This is a genomic window from Burkholderia sp. BE17 (genome assembly GCF_009362305.1).
GTDB classification, from domain to species: Bacteria; Pseudomonadota; Gammaproteobacteria; order Burkholderiales; family Burkholderiaceae; genus Burkholderia; species Burkholderia pyrrocinia_C.
On sequence record NZ_WHNU01000053.1, the window covers coordinates 51,045 to 68,599 of the forward strand.

Annotated in this window: 11 protein-coding genes; 5 read left to right on the forward strand and 6 right to left on the reverse strand. The window is 68.3% G+C overall.

Annotation, left to right across the window (positions count from 1 at the left end):
• Positions 1-7 precede the first annotated feature (7 nt).
• The 4 genes from dapE to dapC form a co-directional block, all read right to left on the reverse strand.
• Positions 8-1,147, reverse strand: coding sequence for a succinyl-diaminopimelate desuccinylase (gene dapE / locus GD429_RS34555; protein ID WP_152863962.1), 1,140 nt, complete (start codon positions 1,145-1,147; stop codon positions 8-10).
• A 90-nt stretch (positions 1,148-1,237) separates the two neighbouring features.
• Entirely contained in the window at positions 1,238-1,606 is a 369-nt protein-coding gene (locus GD429_RS34560) for an ArsC family reductase (protein ID WP_014896722.1), read from the reverse strand.
• Entirely contained in the window at positions 1,606-2,433 is an 828-nt protein-coding gene (gene dapD / locus GD429_RS34565; protein ID WP_152863964.1) for a 2,3,4,5-tetrahydropyridine-2,6-dicarboxylate N-succinyltransferase, read from the reverse strand. Before dapD ends, GD429_RS34560 begins: the two co-directional genes overlap by 1 nt.
• Before the next feature lie 44 nt (positions 2,434-2,477).
• Entirely contained in the window at positions 2,478-3,710 is a 1,233-nt protein-coding gene (gene dapC / locus GD429_RS34570) for a succinyldiaminopimelate transaminase (protein ID WP_152863966.1), read from the reverse strand.
• A gap of 159 nt (positions 3,711-3,869) precedes the next feature.
• On the opposite strand from dapC, the gene GD429_RS34575 reads away from it, so the two are divergent.
• The 5 genes from GD429_RS34575 (at position 3,870) to def (ending at position 12,594) form a co-directional block, all read left to right on the forward strand.
• Positions 3,870-4,811 carry a DMT family transporter gene (locus GD429_RS34575; protein WP_152863968.1) on the forward strand — a complete coding sequence of 314 codons (942 nt, stop codon included), beginning with the start codon at positions 3,870-3,872 and terminating at the stop codon, positions 4,809-4,811.
• A 138-nt stretch (positions 4,812-4,949) separates the two neighbouring features.
• Positions 4,950-8,462: a chromosome segregation protein SMC gene (smc, locus tag GD429_RS34580; RefSeq protein ID WP_321575089.1), complete on the forward strand. Its 3,513-nt coding sequence runs from the start codon at positions 4,950-4,952 to the stop codon at positions 8,460-8,462.
• 85 nt (positions 8,463-8,547) lie between these two features.
• Complete coding sequence (locus tag GD429_RS34585) at positions 8,548-9,822, forward strand: cell division protein ZipA C-terminal FtsZ-binding domain-containing protein (protein ID WP_152863970.1); 1,275 nt, start codon at positions 8,548-8,550, stop codon at positions 9,820-9,822.
• Between the two features lie 166 nt (positions 9,823-9,988).
• Positions 9,989-12,064, forward strand: a complete 2,076-nt coding sequence (gene ligA, locus GD429_RS34590; RefSeq protein ID WP_152863972.1) for an NAD-dependent DNA ligase LigA — start codon at positions 9,989-9,991, stop codon at positions 12,062-12,064.
• Positions 12,061-12,594, forward strand: coding sequence for a peptide deformylase (def, locus tag GD429_RS34595; RefSeq protein WP_152863973.1), 534 nt, complete (start codon positions 12,061-12,063; stop codon positions 12,592-12,594). Before ligA ends, def begins: the two co-directional genes overlap by 4 nt.
• 93 nt (positions 12,595-12,687) lie before the next feature.
• Here def and GD429_RS34600 read toward each other — a convergent pair whose 3' ends face one another.
• Both GD429_RS34600 and GD429_RS34605 read right to left on the reverse strand, forming a co-directional pair.
• The gene (locus GD429_RS34600) at positions 12,688-14,958 is read right to left on the reverse strand and encodes a pseudouridine synthase (RefSeq protein WP_152863975.1); all 2,271 of its coding nucleotides are present in this window, start codon (positions 14,956-14,958) and stop codon (positions 12,688-12,690) included.
• A 16-nt stretch (positions 14,959-14,974) separates the two neighbouring features.
• Entirely contained in the window at positions 14,975-17,551 is a 2,577-nt protein-coding gene (locus tag GD429_RS34605) for a [protein-PII] uridylyltransferase (protein WP_152863981.1), read from the reverse strand.
• Positions 17,552-17,555: the final 4 nt, after the last annotated feature.

Consider the following 17,555-nt stretch of genomic DNA (forward strand, 5'->3'; position numbering starts at 1 on the left):
GGCTCCATCAGGCGATCAGTTGTTCGAGCACGCGGCGGTACACGTTCTTCAGCGGGTCGACGAAGCGCACTTCGATGTGCTCGTCGATCTTGTGGATGCTGCCGTTCGGCGGGCCGAATTCGATCACCTGCGGGCAGATGCGCGCGATGAAACGGCCGTCCGACGTGCCGCCGGTGGTCGACAGTTCGGTCGTGATGCCGGTCTCGGTGCGGATCGCATTCTCCAGCGCATTCGACAGTTCGCCGCGCGGCGTCAGGAACGGCAGGCCGCTCACCGACCACTTCAGCGTGTATTCGAGGCCGTGCTTGTCGAGGATCGCGTGCACGCGTGCCTGCAGGCCCTCGACGGTGCTCGCGGTCGAGAACCGGAAGTTGAACAGCAGGTCGGCATGGCCGGGGATCACGTTGGTCGCGCCGGTGCCTGCGTGCAGGTTCGACACCTGCCAGGTGGTCGGCGGGAAATATTCGTTGCCTTCGTCCCACTGCTCGGCAGCGAGTTCGGCGAGCGCCGGCGCGAGCAGGTGGATCGGGTTCTTCGCGAGGTGCGGATACGCGATGTGGCCCTGCACGCCCTTGACGACCAGCTCGCCCGACATCGACCCGCGGCGGCCGTTCTTGACGACGTCGCCGAGTTCGGCGGTCGACGTCGGCTCGCCGACGATGCAGTAGTCGAGGCGTTCGCCGCGCGCCTGCAGCAGCTCGACGACCTTGACGGTGCCGTCGGTGGCCGGGCCTTCCTCGTCGCTCGTGATCAGGAACGCGATCGCGCCGCGGTGGCCGGGATGGGCCGCGACGAATTCCTCGGACGCGACGACGAACGCCGCGAGGGATGTCTTCATGTCGGCCGCGCCGCGACCGTACAGCTTGCCGTCTCGATGGGCGGGAATGAACGGCGGCGAGGTCCACTGCTCGAGCGGGCCGGTCGGCACGACGTCGGTGTGGCCCGCGAACGCGAGCAGCTTGCCGTCGCGGCCGTCGGCGCCGCGCTTGACGGCCCACAGGTTGGTCACGCCGTGCGACGCGATGGTCTCGCATTCGAAGCCGAGCGCGGCGAGGCGACCGGTCATGATCTGCTGGCAATGCTGGTCGTCGGGCGTCACGGACGCGCGGGCGATCAATTGTTCGGTAAGGGCTAGGGTGGCGGACATGGTTCGGACCACTTTCGATAAAAAATGCCGGCACGGGGGCCGGCAGCGACAAGACGTCGGGCTGCGCCTTCAGGCGCAGCGCGGGCAGCCCTATGCGGCAAACAGCGCCGCGTATTGATCGGCCACGAAGCCGAGCGATTTCACGCGGCCGTTGACGACGAGCACGGGGCGCTTGATGACCGACGGCTTGTGGATCATCAGCGCGACCGCGCCGGTCTTCGTTTCGGCGGCCGCCTTCATCGCGTCGTCCAGGCCGCGCCACGTGGTGCCGCGCTTGTTCACGAGCGCGTCGAGCGACACGTCCTTCAGCCAGTCTTCAACCAGCGGCGCGCTGACGCCGAGCTTCTTGAAATCGTGGAACTCGAATTCGACGCCGTGATCGTCGAGCCACACGCGGGCCTTCTTCACGGTGTCGCAGTTCGGAATGCCGTAGACGACCACGGTGTGCGGCTTCGCCATCAGTCGCCCCGCAGCAGCTCGTTCAGGCCGACCTTCGCGCGGGTCTTCGCGTCGACCTTCTTGACGATCACCGCGCAGTACAGGCTGTGCGAGCCGTCCTTCGACGGCAGGTTGCCGGCGACCACGACCGAGCCGGCCGGGATGCGGCCGTAGCTGACTTCGCCCGTCTCGCGGTCGTAGATCTTCGTGCTCTGGCCGAGGTACACGCCCATCGAGATCACCGAGTTTTCCTCGACGATCACGCCTTCGACGACTTCCGAGCGCGCGCCGATGAAGCAGTTGTCTTCGATGATGACGGGGTTCGCCTGCAGCGGCTCGAGCACGCCGCCGATGCCGACGCCGCCCGACAGGTGCACGTTCTTGCCGATCTGCGCGCACGAACCGACCGTTGCCCACGTGTCGACCATCGTGCCTTCGTCGACGTAGGCGCCGATGTTGGTGTACGACGGCATCAGCACGACGTTCTTCGCGATGAACGAGCCGCGGCGCGCGATGGCCGGCGGGACGACGCGGAAGCCGCCCGCGGCGAAGTCCTCGGCCGTGTAGTTCGCGAACTTCGACGGCACCTTGTCGTAGAACTGCGAGTAGCCGCCGGCGGGCATCGGCGCGTTGTCCTCCAGGCGGAACGACAGCAGCACGGCCTTCTTCAGCCACTGGTGCACGGTCCAGTTGCCGTCGATTTTCTCGGCGACGCGCAGCGTACCCTTGTCGAGTTGCTCGATCGCGTGCGCGACGGCCTCGCGGACTTCGGCGGGCGCGGCCTTCGGCGACAGCTCGGCGCGGTTTTCCCAGGCGGTATCGATGATTTGCTGAAGTTGTTGCGACATGTTCGTTTTCGCAGGAGATGGATGGAATTGATCGGGATGGACGATTACCGCGCGAGAGAACGGCAGAAATCGACGATGCGTTGCGCGCCCTCGACGCATTCGGGGGTGCCCGCGACGAGCGCGATCCGGATGAAATCGCGGCCCGGATTCGACCCGTGCGCATCGCGCGCCAGGTACGAGCCGGGCAGAACCGTCACATTATAGTCGGCGTACAGGCGGCGGGCGAACTCGGTGTCCGACAGCCCGGTGCGCGACACGTCGGCCCACAGGTAGAACGCCGCGTCGGGCAGCTTCACGTCGATCACGTCGGCGAGCATCGGCGTGACCGTATTGAACTTCTGCAGGTACAGCGTGCGGTTCTCGCGCACGTGCGCCTCGTCGTTCCACGCGGCGATGCTGGCGTGCTGCCAGACCGGCGACAGCGCCGCGCCGTGGTACGTGCGGTACAGCAGGAATTTCTTCAGCAGTGCCGCATCGCCGGCAACGAAGCCCGAGCGCATGCCCGGCACGTTCGAGCGCTTCGACAGGCTCGACAGCATCACGAGCCGCTCGAAGCCGCGGCCGAGGCGGTGCGCGGCCTCGAGGCCGCCGAGCGGCGGCGCCGCTTCGTCGAAATAGATTTCCGAATAGCACTCGTCGGACGCAATCACGAAACCGTGGCGGTCGGACAGCGCGAACAGCTCGCGCCAGTCGTCGAGCGTCAGCACGGCGCCCGTCGGGTTGCCCGGCGAGCACACGTACAGCAGTTGCGTGCGCGCCCAGACGTCGTCGGGCACGGCCGCGTAGTCGCACCCGAAGTTGCGGGCCGGGTCGCTGTTCGCGAAATAGGGCTCGGCACCGGCCAGCAGCGCCGCGCCTTCGTAAATTTGATAGAAAGGATTCGGACAGAGTACGATCGCCTTCTCGCCGTGCCCGGACGGGCGCGCGTCGATCACGGTCTGCGCGAGCGAAAACAGCGCCTCGCGCGACCCCGACACGGGCAGCACCTGCGTGGCCGGATCGATCGCCGGCAGCCCGTAGCGGCGCTCGAGCCAGTGCGCGATCGACGTGCGCAGCGCGTCCGAGCCGGCGGTGGCCGGGTACGACGCGAGGCCGTCGAGCGCGGCCACCACGGCGTCGCGGATCAGCGCCGGGGTCGGGTGCTTGGGCTCGCCGATGCCGAAGCTGATCGGTTTGAGGTCGCCGGAGGGCGTCACGTCCTTGAACAGGGCGCGCAGCTTTTCGAAGGGATAGGGCTGGAGCGAGTCGAGTCGAGGATTCACGGGCGAAGCGGCCATCGCGGCCGGTTGGAGCGAAAGAAGCGGCGGGCGTGCCGCGCGGCTGCGAACGGGCGCCGACGGCGCGCGGGTCGCAACGAACGATTATAGCGTGACGGAATGCGGTCACGGCCCGCCGGAACGGCGGCCGGGCCGGTCGAATAAAGGGTATCGAACCAAATGAACAACGCGGTACGCGGCAGCCTGCCGGCGCTGGCCATCCTGATCGGCGCGTCGGTATGGGGCCTGATCTGGTATCCGCTGCGGATCCTCGCGTCGCTCGGCGTGACGGGCACGCTGGCGAGTGCGCTGACGAGCCTCGTCGCATTCCTGTTCGTGATCGTCGCACGGCACCGCACGATCGCGACGCTGCGCTGGCACTGGGTGCTGCCGGGCATCGCGGTCACGGCCGGCGTGACGAACCTCGGTTTCGTGTGGGGCACGATCCACGGCGAGGTGCTGCGCGTGATGCTGCTGTTCTACCTGACCCCCGCATGGACCGCGATCTACGCGCACTTCCTGCTGCGCGAGCGGCTGACCTGGGCGGGCGCAGGGCTGGCAGCGCTGTCGATCGGCGGCGCGATGCTGATGCTGTGGTCGCCGAAGCTCGGCTTGCCGCTGCCGGCCAACCCGGCCGAATGGGCCGGTCTCGCGGCCGGGCTGAGTTTCGCGATGAGCAACGTGCTCGTGATCAAGGCGAGCCGCGAGCTGCCCGGGATGTGCGCGGAGATGCGCACCGCGACGCTGTTCGGCGGCGCGGCCGTGTTCGGCGCGATCGCGTCGTTGTTCGAAGGGCTGCCGGCCGCGCCGGCGGGCGGCCAGCTCGGCGTCGCCGCGCTGATCATCGCCGCGATCGGCGTGACGATGGCGGCGAACAACCTGCTCGTGCAATACGGCCTCGCGCGGGTGCCGGCGAACCGCGCGTCGATCATCATGCTGTTCGAGATCGTGATCACCGCGCTGTCGGCGTGGGTGTTCGCGAACGAGCTGCCGACCGCGCGCGAGTGGGCGGGCGGCGTGTGCATCGTGCTGGCGACGCTGCTGTCGAGCCGGGTCCATCGTGCAGCTCCAGCACCGGGCAAACCCGGCGACGGTCGGGACGGCGCACGCGCGATGGTATGATGGAAGCCGTTTGCGGGGCCAACGCTGTATGCGCGCGGCCCCGCTTTTGAATTCCGGGGCGCATCGCGCGCATGGGCCGTTCGGCCCCGCACAGCACGGCCCCGTCCGTTTCACACCTTCTTCACATCCGATACCGCCGTGCGTCTGAGCTCGATCAAACTCGCTGGCTTCAAATCCTTCGTCGATCCCACGCATTTCCAGGTTCCGGGCCAGCTCGTCGGCGTGGTGGGCCCGAACGGGTGCGGCAAGTCCAACATCATCGACGCCGTGCGCTGGGTGCTCGGCGAGTCGCGCGCCTCCGAGCTGCGCGGCGAATCGATGCAGGACGTGATCTTCAACGGCTCGACCGCCCGCAAGCCTGGCAGCCGGGCAAGCGTCGAGCTGATCTTCGACAACTCCGACGGCCGCGCGGCCGGGCAGTGGGGCCAGTACGGCGAAATCGCCGTGAAGCGCGTGCTGACGCGCGACGGCACGTCGAGCTACTACATCAACAACCTGCCGGCACGCCGCCGCGACATCCAGGACATCTTCCTCGGCACCGGCCTCGGGCCGCGTGCGTACGCGATCATCGGGCAGGGCATGATCGCGCGGATCATCGAGGCGAAGCCGGAAGAGTTGCGCGTGTTCCTCGAGGAAGCCGCGGGCGTGTCGAAGTACAAGGAGCGCCGCCGCGAAACCGAGAACCGCCTGCACGACACGCGCGAGAACCTGACGCGCGTCGAGGACATCGTCCGCGAACTCGGCGCGAACCTCGAGAAGCTCGAGGCGCAGGCCGTCGTCGCGAACAAGTACAAGGAACTCGTCGCCGACGGCGAGGAGAAGCAGCGCCTGTTGTGGCTGCTGCGCAAGAACGAGGCTGCCGGCGAGCAGCAGAAGCAGTTGCGCGCGATCGAACAGGCGCAGATCGACCTCGAGGCGCAGACGGCCAGGCTGCGCGAGGTCGAGTCGCAGCTCGAGACGCTGCGTGTCGCGCATTACTCGGCGAGCGACGCGATGCAGGGCGCGCAGGGCGCGCTTTACGAAGCGAATGCCGAGGTGAGTCGCCTCGAAGCCGAGATCAAGTTCATCGTCGAATCGCGCAATCGCGTGCAGGCGCAGATCGCCGCGCTGAACGCGCAGCGCGAGCAATGGCGCGCGCAGGCCGAGAAGTCGCAGGACGAGCTCGAGGAAGCCGAAGAGGCGCGCGCGATGGCCGACGAGAAGGCCGCGCTCGCCGAGGACAACGCAGCCGCGAAGCACGATGCGCTGCCGGCGCTCGAGGCAAAGTGGCGCGACGCGCAGGCGCAGCTGAACGACGAGCGCGCGCGGATCGCGCAGACCGAACAGTCGCTGAAGCTCGAAGCCGCGCACCAGCGCAACGCCGACCAGCAGCTCCAGCAGCTTCAGCAGCGCCATGAGCGCCTGAAGAGCGAAGCGGGCGGGCTCGACGCACCGGACGAGGCGCAGCTCGAGGAGTTGCGCATGCAGCTCGCCGAGCAGGAAGAAATCCTCGCCGAAGCGCAGGCGCGTCTGGCCGACGCGCAGGAAACGGTGCCGCGCCTCGACGGCGAACGCCGTGCCGCGCAGGAGCGCGTGCAGGCCGAAGGCGCGCAGATCCACCAGCTCGAAGCGCGCCTCGCTGCGCTGAAGCAGCTTCAGGAAAACGTGCAGACCGAAGGCAAGGTGCAGCCGTGGCTCGACAAGCACGAGCTCGGCGCGCTGCCGCGCCTGTGGAAGAAGCTGCACGTCGAGGCTGGCTGGGAAGCGGCGCTCGAAGCCGTGCTGCGCGAGCGCCTCGCCGCGCTCGAAGTGTCGAATCTCGACTGGGTGAAGGCGTTCGCGACCGATGCACCGCCCGCGAAGCTCGCGTTCTACGCGCCGCCCGCGGCCGGCGAACCGCCCGCGGCGGTGGCCGGGCTGCGTCCGCTGCTGTCGCTGGTGCGCATCGACGACGCGGGCATTCGCGCGGTGCTGAACGACTGGCTCGGCAACGTCTATGTCGCCGACGACGTCGCGCAGGCGCTGGCGATCCGCACGCAGCTGCCGGCAGGCGGCGCATTCGTCGTCAAGGCCGGCCATATCGTTACGCGCGTCGGCGTGCAGTTGTACGCGGCCGATTCGGAGCAGGCCGGGATGCTGGCCCGCCAGCAGGAAATCGAGAACCTCACGCGCCAGGTGCGCGCGCAGGCACTGCTCGCCGACGAGGCGCGCACGGCCGCGGTACGCGCGGAAGCCGCGCACACCCAGGCCACGCAGGCGCTCGGCGACGTGCGCGCGCAGGCCGAGCGTGCGACGCAGCGTGTGCACGCGCTGCAGATGGACGTGCTGAAGCTTGCGCAGGCACACGAGCGCTATACGCAGCGCAGCACGCAGATCCGCGAGGAACTCGAGGAAATCGGTGCGCAGATCGAAGAACAGCGCGCGCTGCGTGCCGAGTCGGAAGCGAATTTCGAGCGTTTCGACGGCGAACTCGCGGAGCTGCAGGCGCGCTTCGAGGACAACCAGCTCGCGTTCGAATCGCTCGACGAATCGCTGACGCAGGCGCGTCAGGAAGCGCGTGACCTGGAGCGCGGCGCGAACGACGCGCGCTTCGCCGCGCGTAACGCGGTGACCCGGATCGACGAGCTCAAGCGCAGCATCCAGGTTGCGCACGAGCAGAGCGAGCGCGTTGCCGCATCGCTGGAAGACGCGCGTGCCGAGCTCGAGACGATCAACGAACAGACCGCGCACACGGGCCTGCAGGACGCGCTCGAGATTCGTGCGGTGAAGGAAGAAGCGCTGCAGGCCGCGCGGATCGAGCTCGACGACCTGACTGCGAAGCTGCGCGCGTCGGACGAGCAGCGTCTCGTCGCCGAGCGCTCGCTGCAGCCGCTGCGCGACCGCATCACCGAATTGCAACTGAAGGAGCAGGCCGCGCGCCTGTCCGTCGAGCAGTTCGCCGAGCAGCTCGCAACGGCCGAGGTCGACGAGGCCGCGCTGAGCGAGAAGCTGACGCCGGACCTGAAACCGTCGTACCTGCAGGGCGAGGTCACGCGGCTCAACAACGCGATCAACGCGCTCGGCCCGGTGAACATGGCCGCGCTCGACGAGCTGAAGGCCGCGAGCGAGCGCAAGGTGTTCCTCGATGCGCAGTCGGCCGACCTGATCGACGCGATCACGACGCTCGAGGACGCGATCCACAAGATCGACCAGGAAACCCGCACGCTGCTGCAGGGTACCTTCGACGAGGTCAACCGCCACTTCAGCGACCTGTTCCCGCGCCTGTTCGGCGGCGGCCAGGCGAAGCTGATCATGACGGGCGACGAGATCCTCGATGCCGGCGTGCAGGTGATGGCGCAGCCGCCCGGCAAGAAGAACGCGACGATCCACCTGCTGTCGGGCGGCGAGAAAGCGCTGACCGCGACCGCGCTGGTGTTCGCGATGTTCCAGTTGAACCCGGCGCCGTTCTGTCTGCTCGACGAGGTCGACGCGCCGCTCGACGACGCGAATACCGAACGTTTCGCGAATCTCGTGCGTGCGATGTCCGACAAGACGCAGTTCCTGTTCATCTCGCACAACAAGATCGCGATGGAGATGGCGCAGCAACTGATCGGCGTGACGATGCAGGAGCAGGGCGTGTCGCGGATCGTTGCGGTGGACATGGAAACCGCAGCGGGTTTTGCCCAGAATTGACGTTTGACGAAACCGGACCGCGTTCGCGCGGCGCATGCGCGCCCGTTCGCGGTCCCGACGAAAAAGAATTGCTGATGGAGCGTGCATGGACGAGTTGACACTCGGTTTGATCGGCGCGGGCGCCGTCGTGGTGGGCGGCGTCGTGGTCTACAACGCATGGCAGGGCGCGAAGGTGCGGCGCAGGATGCCGCGCCCGATGCCGGAAGAAGCGGCCGAGGCGATGAATCGCCCCGAGCGCGATGAAGAGTTGCCGTTCATCGAACCGGTGCGTCAGCCGGTGCGCCGCGAGCCCGCGGCACCGGCTGCGGCCGCCGCCACGCCGGCTGAGGCCGCGCGCGTCGAGCCGACGTTCGGAGGCGCGGCGCCTGCGGACATGCCGGCCGATCTGCAGGCCGAGGCGACTGGCGTCGACATGCCGTCCGAATCGACCGAACCGGCCGCCGGTGAAGAAGCGGCGCCTGCCGTCGTGCAGGAAGCGGCCGCCGAACCGGCCGAGCCGTCCGAACCCGTGCTGCCGGCCGCGACGACGATCTCGTCGGCGCCGCCCGCAATCGTCGACCGCCGGATCGATTGCATCGTGCCGATCCGCCTCGCCGGGCCGCTGCCGGGCGACAAGATCCTGCCGGCCGCGCAGCGGCTGCGCCGTGCGGGCAGCAAGCCCGTGCACATCGAAGGCAAGGCGGAAGGCGGCCAGTGGGAGCTGCTGCAGAACGGCGTGCGCTACGAGGAGTTGCGCGCGGGCGCGCAGCTCGCGAACCGCAGCGGCGCGCTGAACGAGCTCGAATTTTCCGAATTCGTGACGGGCGTCCAGCAGTTCGCCGACACGATCGACGGCGCACCGGAATTCCCGGACATGATGGAGACGGTGGCGATGGCGCGCGAACTCGACGCCTTTGCCGCGCAGTGCGACGCGCAACTGTCGATCAACGTGATGTCGGACGGCGCGCCGTGGTCGGCGAACTACGTGCAGGCGGTCGCGTCGCAGGACGGGCTGCTGCTGTCGCGCGACGGCACGCGTTTCGTGAAGCTCGACGCGAAGCAGAACCCCGTGTTCATGCTGCAGTTCGGCGACACGAACTTCCTGCGCGACGACCTCACGTACAAGGGCGGCAACATGATCACGCTGGTGCTCGACGTGCCGGTCGCCGAAGAGGACATCCTGCCGTTCCGGCTGATGTGCGATTACGCAAAATCGCTGTCCGAACGGATCGGCGCGCGGGTCGTCGACGATTCGCGCCGGCCGCTGCCGGAGTCGACGCTGCTCGCGATCGAGCAGCAGTTGATGAAGCTGTACGCGAAGCTCGAGGAAGCCGGCATTCCGGCCGGTTCGCCGGTCACGCGCCGCCTCTTCAGCCAGTAACGCGATGGCGCGGACGGCGGGCCTCGGCACCGTCGTTCGCCGTTGCAGCGCACGCCTTTTCGTGTGCGCTGCAGCACGTTGATCCGGCGTGCATTGCACGCCCCGCGGCGGCGTCAAACTGAGATAATCGGGCATCCGATTTTCTCAGAACGAATCTGCCGCCAGCATGGCCCGAACCCAAGCCGAACCGCCAGCCAGCCAGCCCGACGCGCGCGCCGCGTGGCTGCGCGACCAACTCGAGCGGGCGAACTACGCCTATTACGTACTCGACCAGCCGGATCTGCCCGACGCCGAATACGACCGGCTGTTCCGCGAGCTGCAGCAGCTCGAAACCGATCATCCCGAACTCGTGACGCCCGATTCGCCGACGCAGCGCGTCGGCGGCGAAGCGGCCGGTGGCTTCACGCCGGTCGTCCACGACGCGCCGATGCTGTCGCTGAACAACGGCTTCGCCGACGAGGACATCGTCGCGTTCGACAAGCGCGTCGCCGACGCGCTCGACAAGACGACCGATCTCGCCGGTTCGGTGACGGAGCCTGTCGAATATGCGTGCGAACTGAAGTTCGACGGCCTCGCGATTTCGCTGCGCTACGAGCGCGGCGTGTTCGTGCAGGCGTCGACGCGCGGCGACGGCACGACGGGCGAGGACGTGACCGAAAACGTGCGCACGATCCGCTCGATTCCGCTGAAGCTGAAGGGCGCGAACGTGCCGGCGGTGCTCGACGTGCGCGGCGAGGTGCTGATGTTCAAGCGCGATTTCGCACGCCTGAACGAACGCCAGCGCGCGGCCGAGCAGCGCGAATTCGCGAACCCGCGCAACGCGGCGGCCGGCAGCCTGCGCCAGCTCGACTCCAGGATCACCGCGCAGCGTCCGCTGTCGTTCTTCTCGTACGGAATCGGCGTGCTCGACGGGATGCCGGTGCCCGACACGCACAGCGCGCTGCTCGACTGGTACGAAACGCTCGGCCTGCCGGTGAACCGCGAGCGCGCGGTCGTGCACGGCGCCGACGGATTGCTCGGCTTCTTCCGCAAGATCGGCGAGAAGCGCGAGTCGTTGCCGTACGACATCGACGGCGTCGTCTACAAGGTCAACCGGCGCGACGAGCAGGAGCGCCTCGGCTTCGTGTCGCGCGCGCCGCGCTTCGCGCTCGCGCACAAGTTTCCCGCACAGGAAGCGCTGACGAAGCTCGTCGCGATCGACGTGCAGGTCGGCCGCACGGGCGCGATCACGCCGGTCGCGCGCCTGGAGCCCGTGTTCGTCGGCGGTGCGACCGTGACCAACGCGACGCTGCACAACGAGGACGAGGTGCGCCGCAAGGACATCCGGATCGGCGATACCGTGATCGTGCGACGCGCGGGTGACGTGATCCCCGAAGTGGTCGGCGCGCTGCTCGACCGGCGCCCGGACGATGCGGCCGAATTCGTGATGCCGACCGAATGCCCGGTGTGCGGCTCGAAGATCGAGCGCCTGCCGGACGAAGCGATCGCGCGCTGCACGGGCGGCCTGTTCTGCCCGGCGCAGCGCAAGCAGGCGCTGTGGCACTTCGCGCAGCGCCGCGCGCTCGACATCGACGGGCTCGGCGAGAAGATCATCGACCAGCTCGTCGAGCTGAATCTCGTGCGCACGCCGGCCGACCTGTTCAATCTCGGCTTCGCGACGCTCGCCGAACTCGACCGGTTCGCCGAGAAGTCCGCACAGAATTTGCTCGACTCGCTCGAGAAGGCGAAGCACACGACGCTCGCGCGCTTCATCTACGGGCTCGGCATCCGCCATGTCGGCGAATCGACCGCGAAGGATCTCGCGAAGCATTTCGGCTCGCTGACGCCGATCATGGATGCATCGATCGACGAACTGCTCGAAGTCAACGACGTCGGGCCGATCGTCGCCGAGTCGCTCCACCAGTTCTTCGCGGAAGAGCACAACCGGACCGTGATCGAGCAGTTGCGCGCGCCGGGCAAGGTGACGTGGCCGGAAGGGCCGCCCGCGCCGAAGGCGCCGCAGGGCGTGCTGGCCGGCAAGACCGTCGTGCTGACGGGCACGCTGCCGACCCTCACGCGCGATGCGGCGAAGGAGATGCTCGAAGCGGCGGGCGCGAAAGTTGCGGGCTCGGTATCGAAGAAAACGGATTACGTGGTCGCGGGCGCCGAAGCCGGCAGCAAGCTCGCGAAGGCCGAGGAACTCGGCATCCCCGTGCTGGACGAAGATGGTCTGCACCAACTCCTGGAGGGCAATACGCCATGATTCGCGAGATCCTGAAGATGGGCGATCCGCGCCTGCTCGAAGTCGCCAAACCGGTCGAGCGGTTCGACACACCCGAACTGCACGAGATCGTCGCGGACATGTTCGAGACGATGCACCACGCGAACGGCGCCGGGCTCGCCGCGCCGCAGATCGGCATCGGGCTGCAGCTCATCATCTTCGGTTTCGGCAACAACAACCGCTACCCGGAGGCGCCGCCGGTGCCCGAGACCGTGCTGATCAACCCGAAGGTCGAGTACCTGCCGCCGGACATGGAAGAGGGATGGGAAGGCTGCCTGTCGGTGCCGGGCATGCGCGGCGTCGTCAGCCGCTACGCGAAGGTACGCTACAGCGGCTTCGACCAGTTCGGCGCGAAGATCGATCGCGTCGCCGACGGTTTTCACGCGCGCGTGGTCCAGCACGAATACGATCACCTGATCGGCAAGCTGTATCCGATGCGGATCACCGACTTCACGCGCTTCGGCTTCACCGAGGTGCTGTTCCCGGGGCTCGATCCGTCGGCAGACGACTGACCGGCACGCGTCCGGTTTCGCGTCGCCCGCCGGAAACAAAAAGCCCGCTTGCGCGGGCTTTTTCATTGCGGGGCGTACGTTGCGTGCCTGCGGTCAGAACGTCTCGTCGGCCGACAGATAGCGCCATTGCCCCTGCGGCAGCGCGCCGAGCATCACGCGGCCCATCCGCACGCGCTTCAGGCCGACTACGTCGAGGCCAACCAGTTCGCACATGCGGCGGATCTGGCGCTTCTTGCCTTCGCGCAGCACGAAGCGCAGTTGCTCGCCGTTCTGCCAGCTCACCATCGCGGGCTTCAATGCGACGCCGTCGAGCTCGAGGCCGTGGCGCAGCTTCGCGAGCGATTCCGCGGGGAAGTGCTGGTCGATGTCGATGAGCCGTTCGCCGAAGCGCACGCGCACCAGGTACTCCTTGTCGATGTCCGACTGCTCGCCGATCAGCTGCTTTGCGATCACGCCGTTCTGCGTCAGCACGAGCAGGCCGGTGGAGTCGATGTCGAGCCGGCCGGCCGGCGCGAGTGCGTGCAGGTGCTGCGGCGAGAAGCGCACCGGCGAATGGTCGCCGCTCCAGTGGTTCCCGCGCGTGATCAGCACGGCCGCGGGCTCGTAGCCGTCTTCCGCCTGACCCGATACATAGCCGACCGGCTTGTGCAGCAGGATCGTCACCTGCGCGGCCTGCGCGGCGCTCGCACGCTCGTCGATCTCGATTTTCTGGTCGGCGCGGACCTTGGTGCCGAGCGTGTCGATGCGTTCGCCGTCGACGAGCACCCAGCCCTTTTCGATCCATTCGTCGGCTTCGCGGCGTGAGCACATGCCGAGCTCGGACATCCGCTTCGACAGGCGCATCAGGCCCGTTTCGTCGCCGTAGTCGACGTCGGCCGCAGCACGCTTGACCGGTTGCGTGGTCTTGACCGCGCCGAACGAGCGGCGTTCGCCGTCGCGTGCGGGGCGCGCCGGGCGATCGCCGAAACTGCGCTTCGCGCCTTCGCCGGCTGCCTTGTCGCGGTAGGACGGGCGCTTGCCTTCATCAGCGCCTGCCCGGCGCGGGCGGGTGTCGTCGTCGTTGCGACGCGGCGGACGATCGGACGACGTGCGGCGGTCGCCGAAGCTGCGCTTCGCGCCTTCGCCGGATGCGTTGTCACGATACGGTGCGCGAGCACCGCCTTCGCCACCCGTGCGGCGCGGACGTGCGTCGTCATCACGACGCGGCGGGCGATCGGACGACGTGCGACGGTCGCCGAAGCTGCGCTTCGCGCCTTCGCCGGATGCGTTGTCGCGATAGGACGGACGCTTGCCGTCGTCAGCACCCGCGCGACGCGGACGTGCGTCGTCATCGCGGCGCGGCGGACGATCGGACGACGTGCGACGGTCGCCGAAGCTGCGCTTCGCGCCTTCACCGGATGCGTTGTCGCGATACGGCGCGCGTGCGCCGCCTTCGCCACCCGTGCGGCGCGGACGTGCATCGTCATCGCGGCGCGGCGGACGATCGGACGACGTGCGACGGTCGCCGAAGCTGCGCTTCGCGCCTTCACCGGATGCGTTGTCGCGATACGGCGCGCGTGCGCCGCCTTCGCCACCCGTGCGGCGCGGACGTGCATCGTCATCGCGGCGCGGCGGACGATCGGACGACGTGCGACGGTCGCCGAAGCTGCGCTTCGCGCCTTCACCGGATGCGTTGTCGCGATACGGCGCGCGTGCGCCGCCTTCGCCACCCGTGCGGCGCGGACGTGCATCGTCATCGCGGCGCGGCGGACGATCGGACGACGTGCGACGGTCGCCGAAGCTGCGCTTCGCGCCTTCACCGGATGCGTTGTCGCGATACGGCGCGCGTGCGCCGCCTTCGCCACCCGTGCGGCGCGGACGTGCATCGTCATCGCGGCGCGGCGGACGATCCGACGGCGTGCGACGGTCGCCGAAACTGCGCTTCGCACCTTCGCCGGCCGCGTTGTCGCGATACGGTGCGCGTGCGCCGCCTTCGCCACCTGCGCGACGCGGACGTGCGTCGTCATCGCGGCGCGGCGGACGATCCGACGGCGTGCGACGGTCGCCGAAGCTGCGCTTCGCGCCTTCGCCGGCCGCGTTGTCGCGATACGGCGCGCGCGTGCCGCGTTCGGCACCGCCGTCACGCGGCGTACGCTTGGCCGGTGCGCGATCCGCGCCCGGGCGCTCGGCGCCTGCCGCGCCGCGCGGCTTGAACGAGCGTTCGCCGGCGGCGGCCGGGGACGCCTTCTTCGGGCGGGCCGGCTTGTCCCCTGCGGGCGGCGCAGCGGGACGCACCGCCTTGCGGGCGACGAGGCTGCCGGAGCGGACAGGGGCGCGGGTCGGCGACGCCGGCTTCGGATTCTTGACGGTTAGTTTGGTGCGCATAAACGCTGGAATTCATTCAGACTGCGATCGCACGCAGCAATTCGGTTTCGAGCTGGATCTGCAGGCGGTTGTCGGACAAGCCGACGCCTGCGAGCAGGAAGATGTCCTCGACGCGTTCGCCGAGCGTATTGATCCGCGCCGCATGGACGCCGATCCGATGCTCGGCGAGTACGCGCGCGATCGAATAGAGAAGGCCTGGCCGGTCGTTGGCGGACACGGACAGGATGTAGTACTGGCCGCGCTCGTCGGCCCGCAGGTCGACGCGCGGCGTGATCGGAAAGGTTCGGGACAGCCTCGACAGGCGGCCCTTGGACGGTTCCGGCAGCGGTGCGGTTTCGGCGAGCCGCGTCGCGAGTTGCTGTTCGACGAGATTCGCGATGTCGCGGTATCGCACGTCGCGTTCGGTCTGCGTGACGATGAAGTTGTCGAGCGCGTAGCCGTGCCGCGTCGTGCTGACGCGCGCGTCGAGCACCGACAGCCCGTTGCGGTCGAAATACGCGCAGATGCCCGCGAACAGGTCGGCGCGGTCCTTCACGTACACGAGCACCTGCAGCGCGTCGCCGATCGGCGACGGCCGCGCGCGGACGATCGCGGTTTCGGCGTTTACGTGCCGGTACAGCACACGCGTCTGCCATGCGATGTCGGCCGCATCGTGACGCAGGAAGAAGCCGACGTCGAGCTGATCCCACAGCGCGCGGTGCGCGTCGTCGGGCACGGTCTCGAGGCGCAGCAGCGCGAGCGCCTGTTCCTGCCGCGACTTCAGCTCCGAATGCGCGTCGGGGTTCGCGCCGCCGAGCACCGCGAGCGTGGTGCGGTACAGATCCTCGAGCAGCTTGCCCTTCCACGTGTTCCACACCTTCGGGCTCGTGCCGCGGATATCGGCGACGGTCAGCAGGTAGAGCGCGGTGAGGTACCGTTCGTTGCCGACGACTTCGGCGAAGCGCTTGATGACTTCGGGGTCGCTCGTGTCCTGCTTCTGCGCGACCTGGCTCATCGTCAGGTGATGCTGGACGAGCCACACGATCAGCGCAGCGTCGTCGCCGGCGATCCCGTGTTCGCGGCAGAAGCGCCGCGCGTCGGCCATCCCGAGCGTCGAGTGGTCGCCGCCGCGGCCCTTCGCGATGTCGTGGAACAGCGCCGCGACATACAGCACCCACGGGCGCTCGAAGTTACCGATCAACTGGCTGCAGAACGGGTATTCGTGCGCATGCTCGGCGACCGCGAAGCGGCGGATGTTGCGCAACACCATCAGGATGTGCTGGTCGACCGTGTACACGTGGTACAGGTCGTGCTGCATCTGGCCGACGATACGGCGGAAGTTCAGCAGGTAGCGGCCGAGCACGCTCGTCTGGTTCATCAGCCGGAACGCGTGCGTGATCCCTTCGGGCTGCTGCAGGATCCGCATGAACGTGCGGCGGTTCTGCGGATCGCGGCGCCACGCGTTGTTCATGATTTCGCGCGAGTTGTACAGCGCGCGCAGCGTGCGTGCGGACAGGCCCTTCACGCCGCGGGTCGTTTCGTACAGCAGGAACGCTTCGAGGATCGCATCGGGATGGCGTTCGAACACGCCGTCGTCGACGATCTCGAGCATCCCCTGCTTCTCGACGAAGCGGTCGGGCGACAGCACGCGCGTGATGCCGCTCGTCGCGGGGAAGAGCTGCGCCTCGATGTTCTGGATCAGGATCGTCGCGAGTTGCGTGACGGCTTTCGCGGCCCAGTAATAGCGGCGCATCAGTTGCTCGCTCGCGCGCTTGGCCTGCGTCGGCTGGTAGCCGAAGCTCTCGGCGGCCTGCGTCTGCAGGTCGAAGACGAGCATGTCCTGGCGGCGGCCGGCGATCACGTGCAGCCGTGCGCGCAGCGTCTTCAGGAAACCTTCGTTGCGGCGCAGCTCGCGCGCTTCGCGATCGGTGATGAGGCCGCGCGTGTCGAGTTCGCGCCAGCTGCTGCCGAAACCCGCCGCGCGCGCGATCCACAGGATCGTCTGCAGGTCGCGCAGCCCGCCGGGGCTTTCCTTCACGTTCGGTTCGAGGCTGTACGGCGTGTCCTGGAACTTCGCGTGGCGCTGGCGCATCTCGAGCACCTTCGCGGTGAAGAACGCGCGGGCGTCGAGCGCCTCGTGGTAGTGCACCGTGAAGCGCTCGAACAGCGCGGTGCTGCCGACGATGCGGCGTGCTTCCAGCAGCGAGGTTTGCACCGTGACGTCCTGCGATGCTTCCTCGATGCACTGCGCGACCGTGCGCACGCTGCTGCCGATCTCGAGGCCGAGATCCCATGCCATCCCGATGAAGCGCTCGATGCGCGGGTCGAGCACCGGGTCGTGCGCATCGGGCAGCAGCACGAGGATGTCGACGTCGGAGTAGGGGGCGAGCTCGCCGCGTCCGTAGCCGCCGACGGCGACGAGCGCGAGCGTCGCCGGCAGCCCGCAATCGTCCCATACGCGCTTCAGTGCGTCGTCGGTGAGTTTCGACTGCGCGTGCATCAGCGACGCGACGTTCGTCGCGCGGCGAAAGCGCTCGAGCATGTCGGCCTTGGCGGCCTTGAATTCGGCGCGCCGCGACAGCGCTTCGGGCGAGGGGGCGGCGTGAGCGCTCATGGGC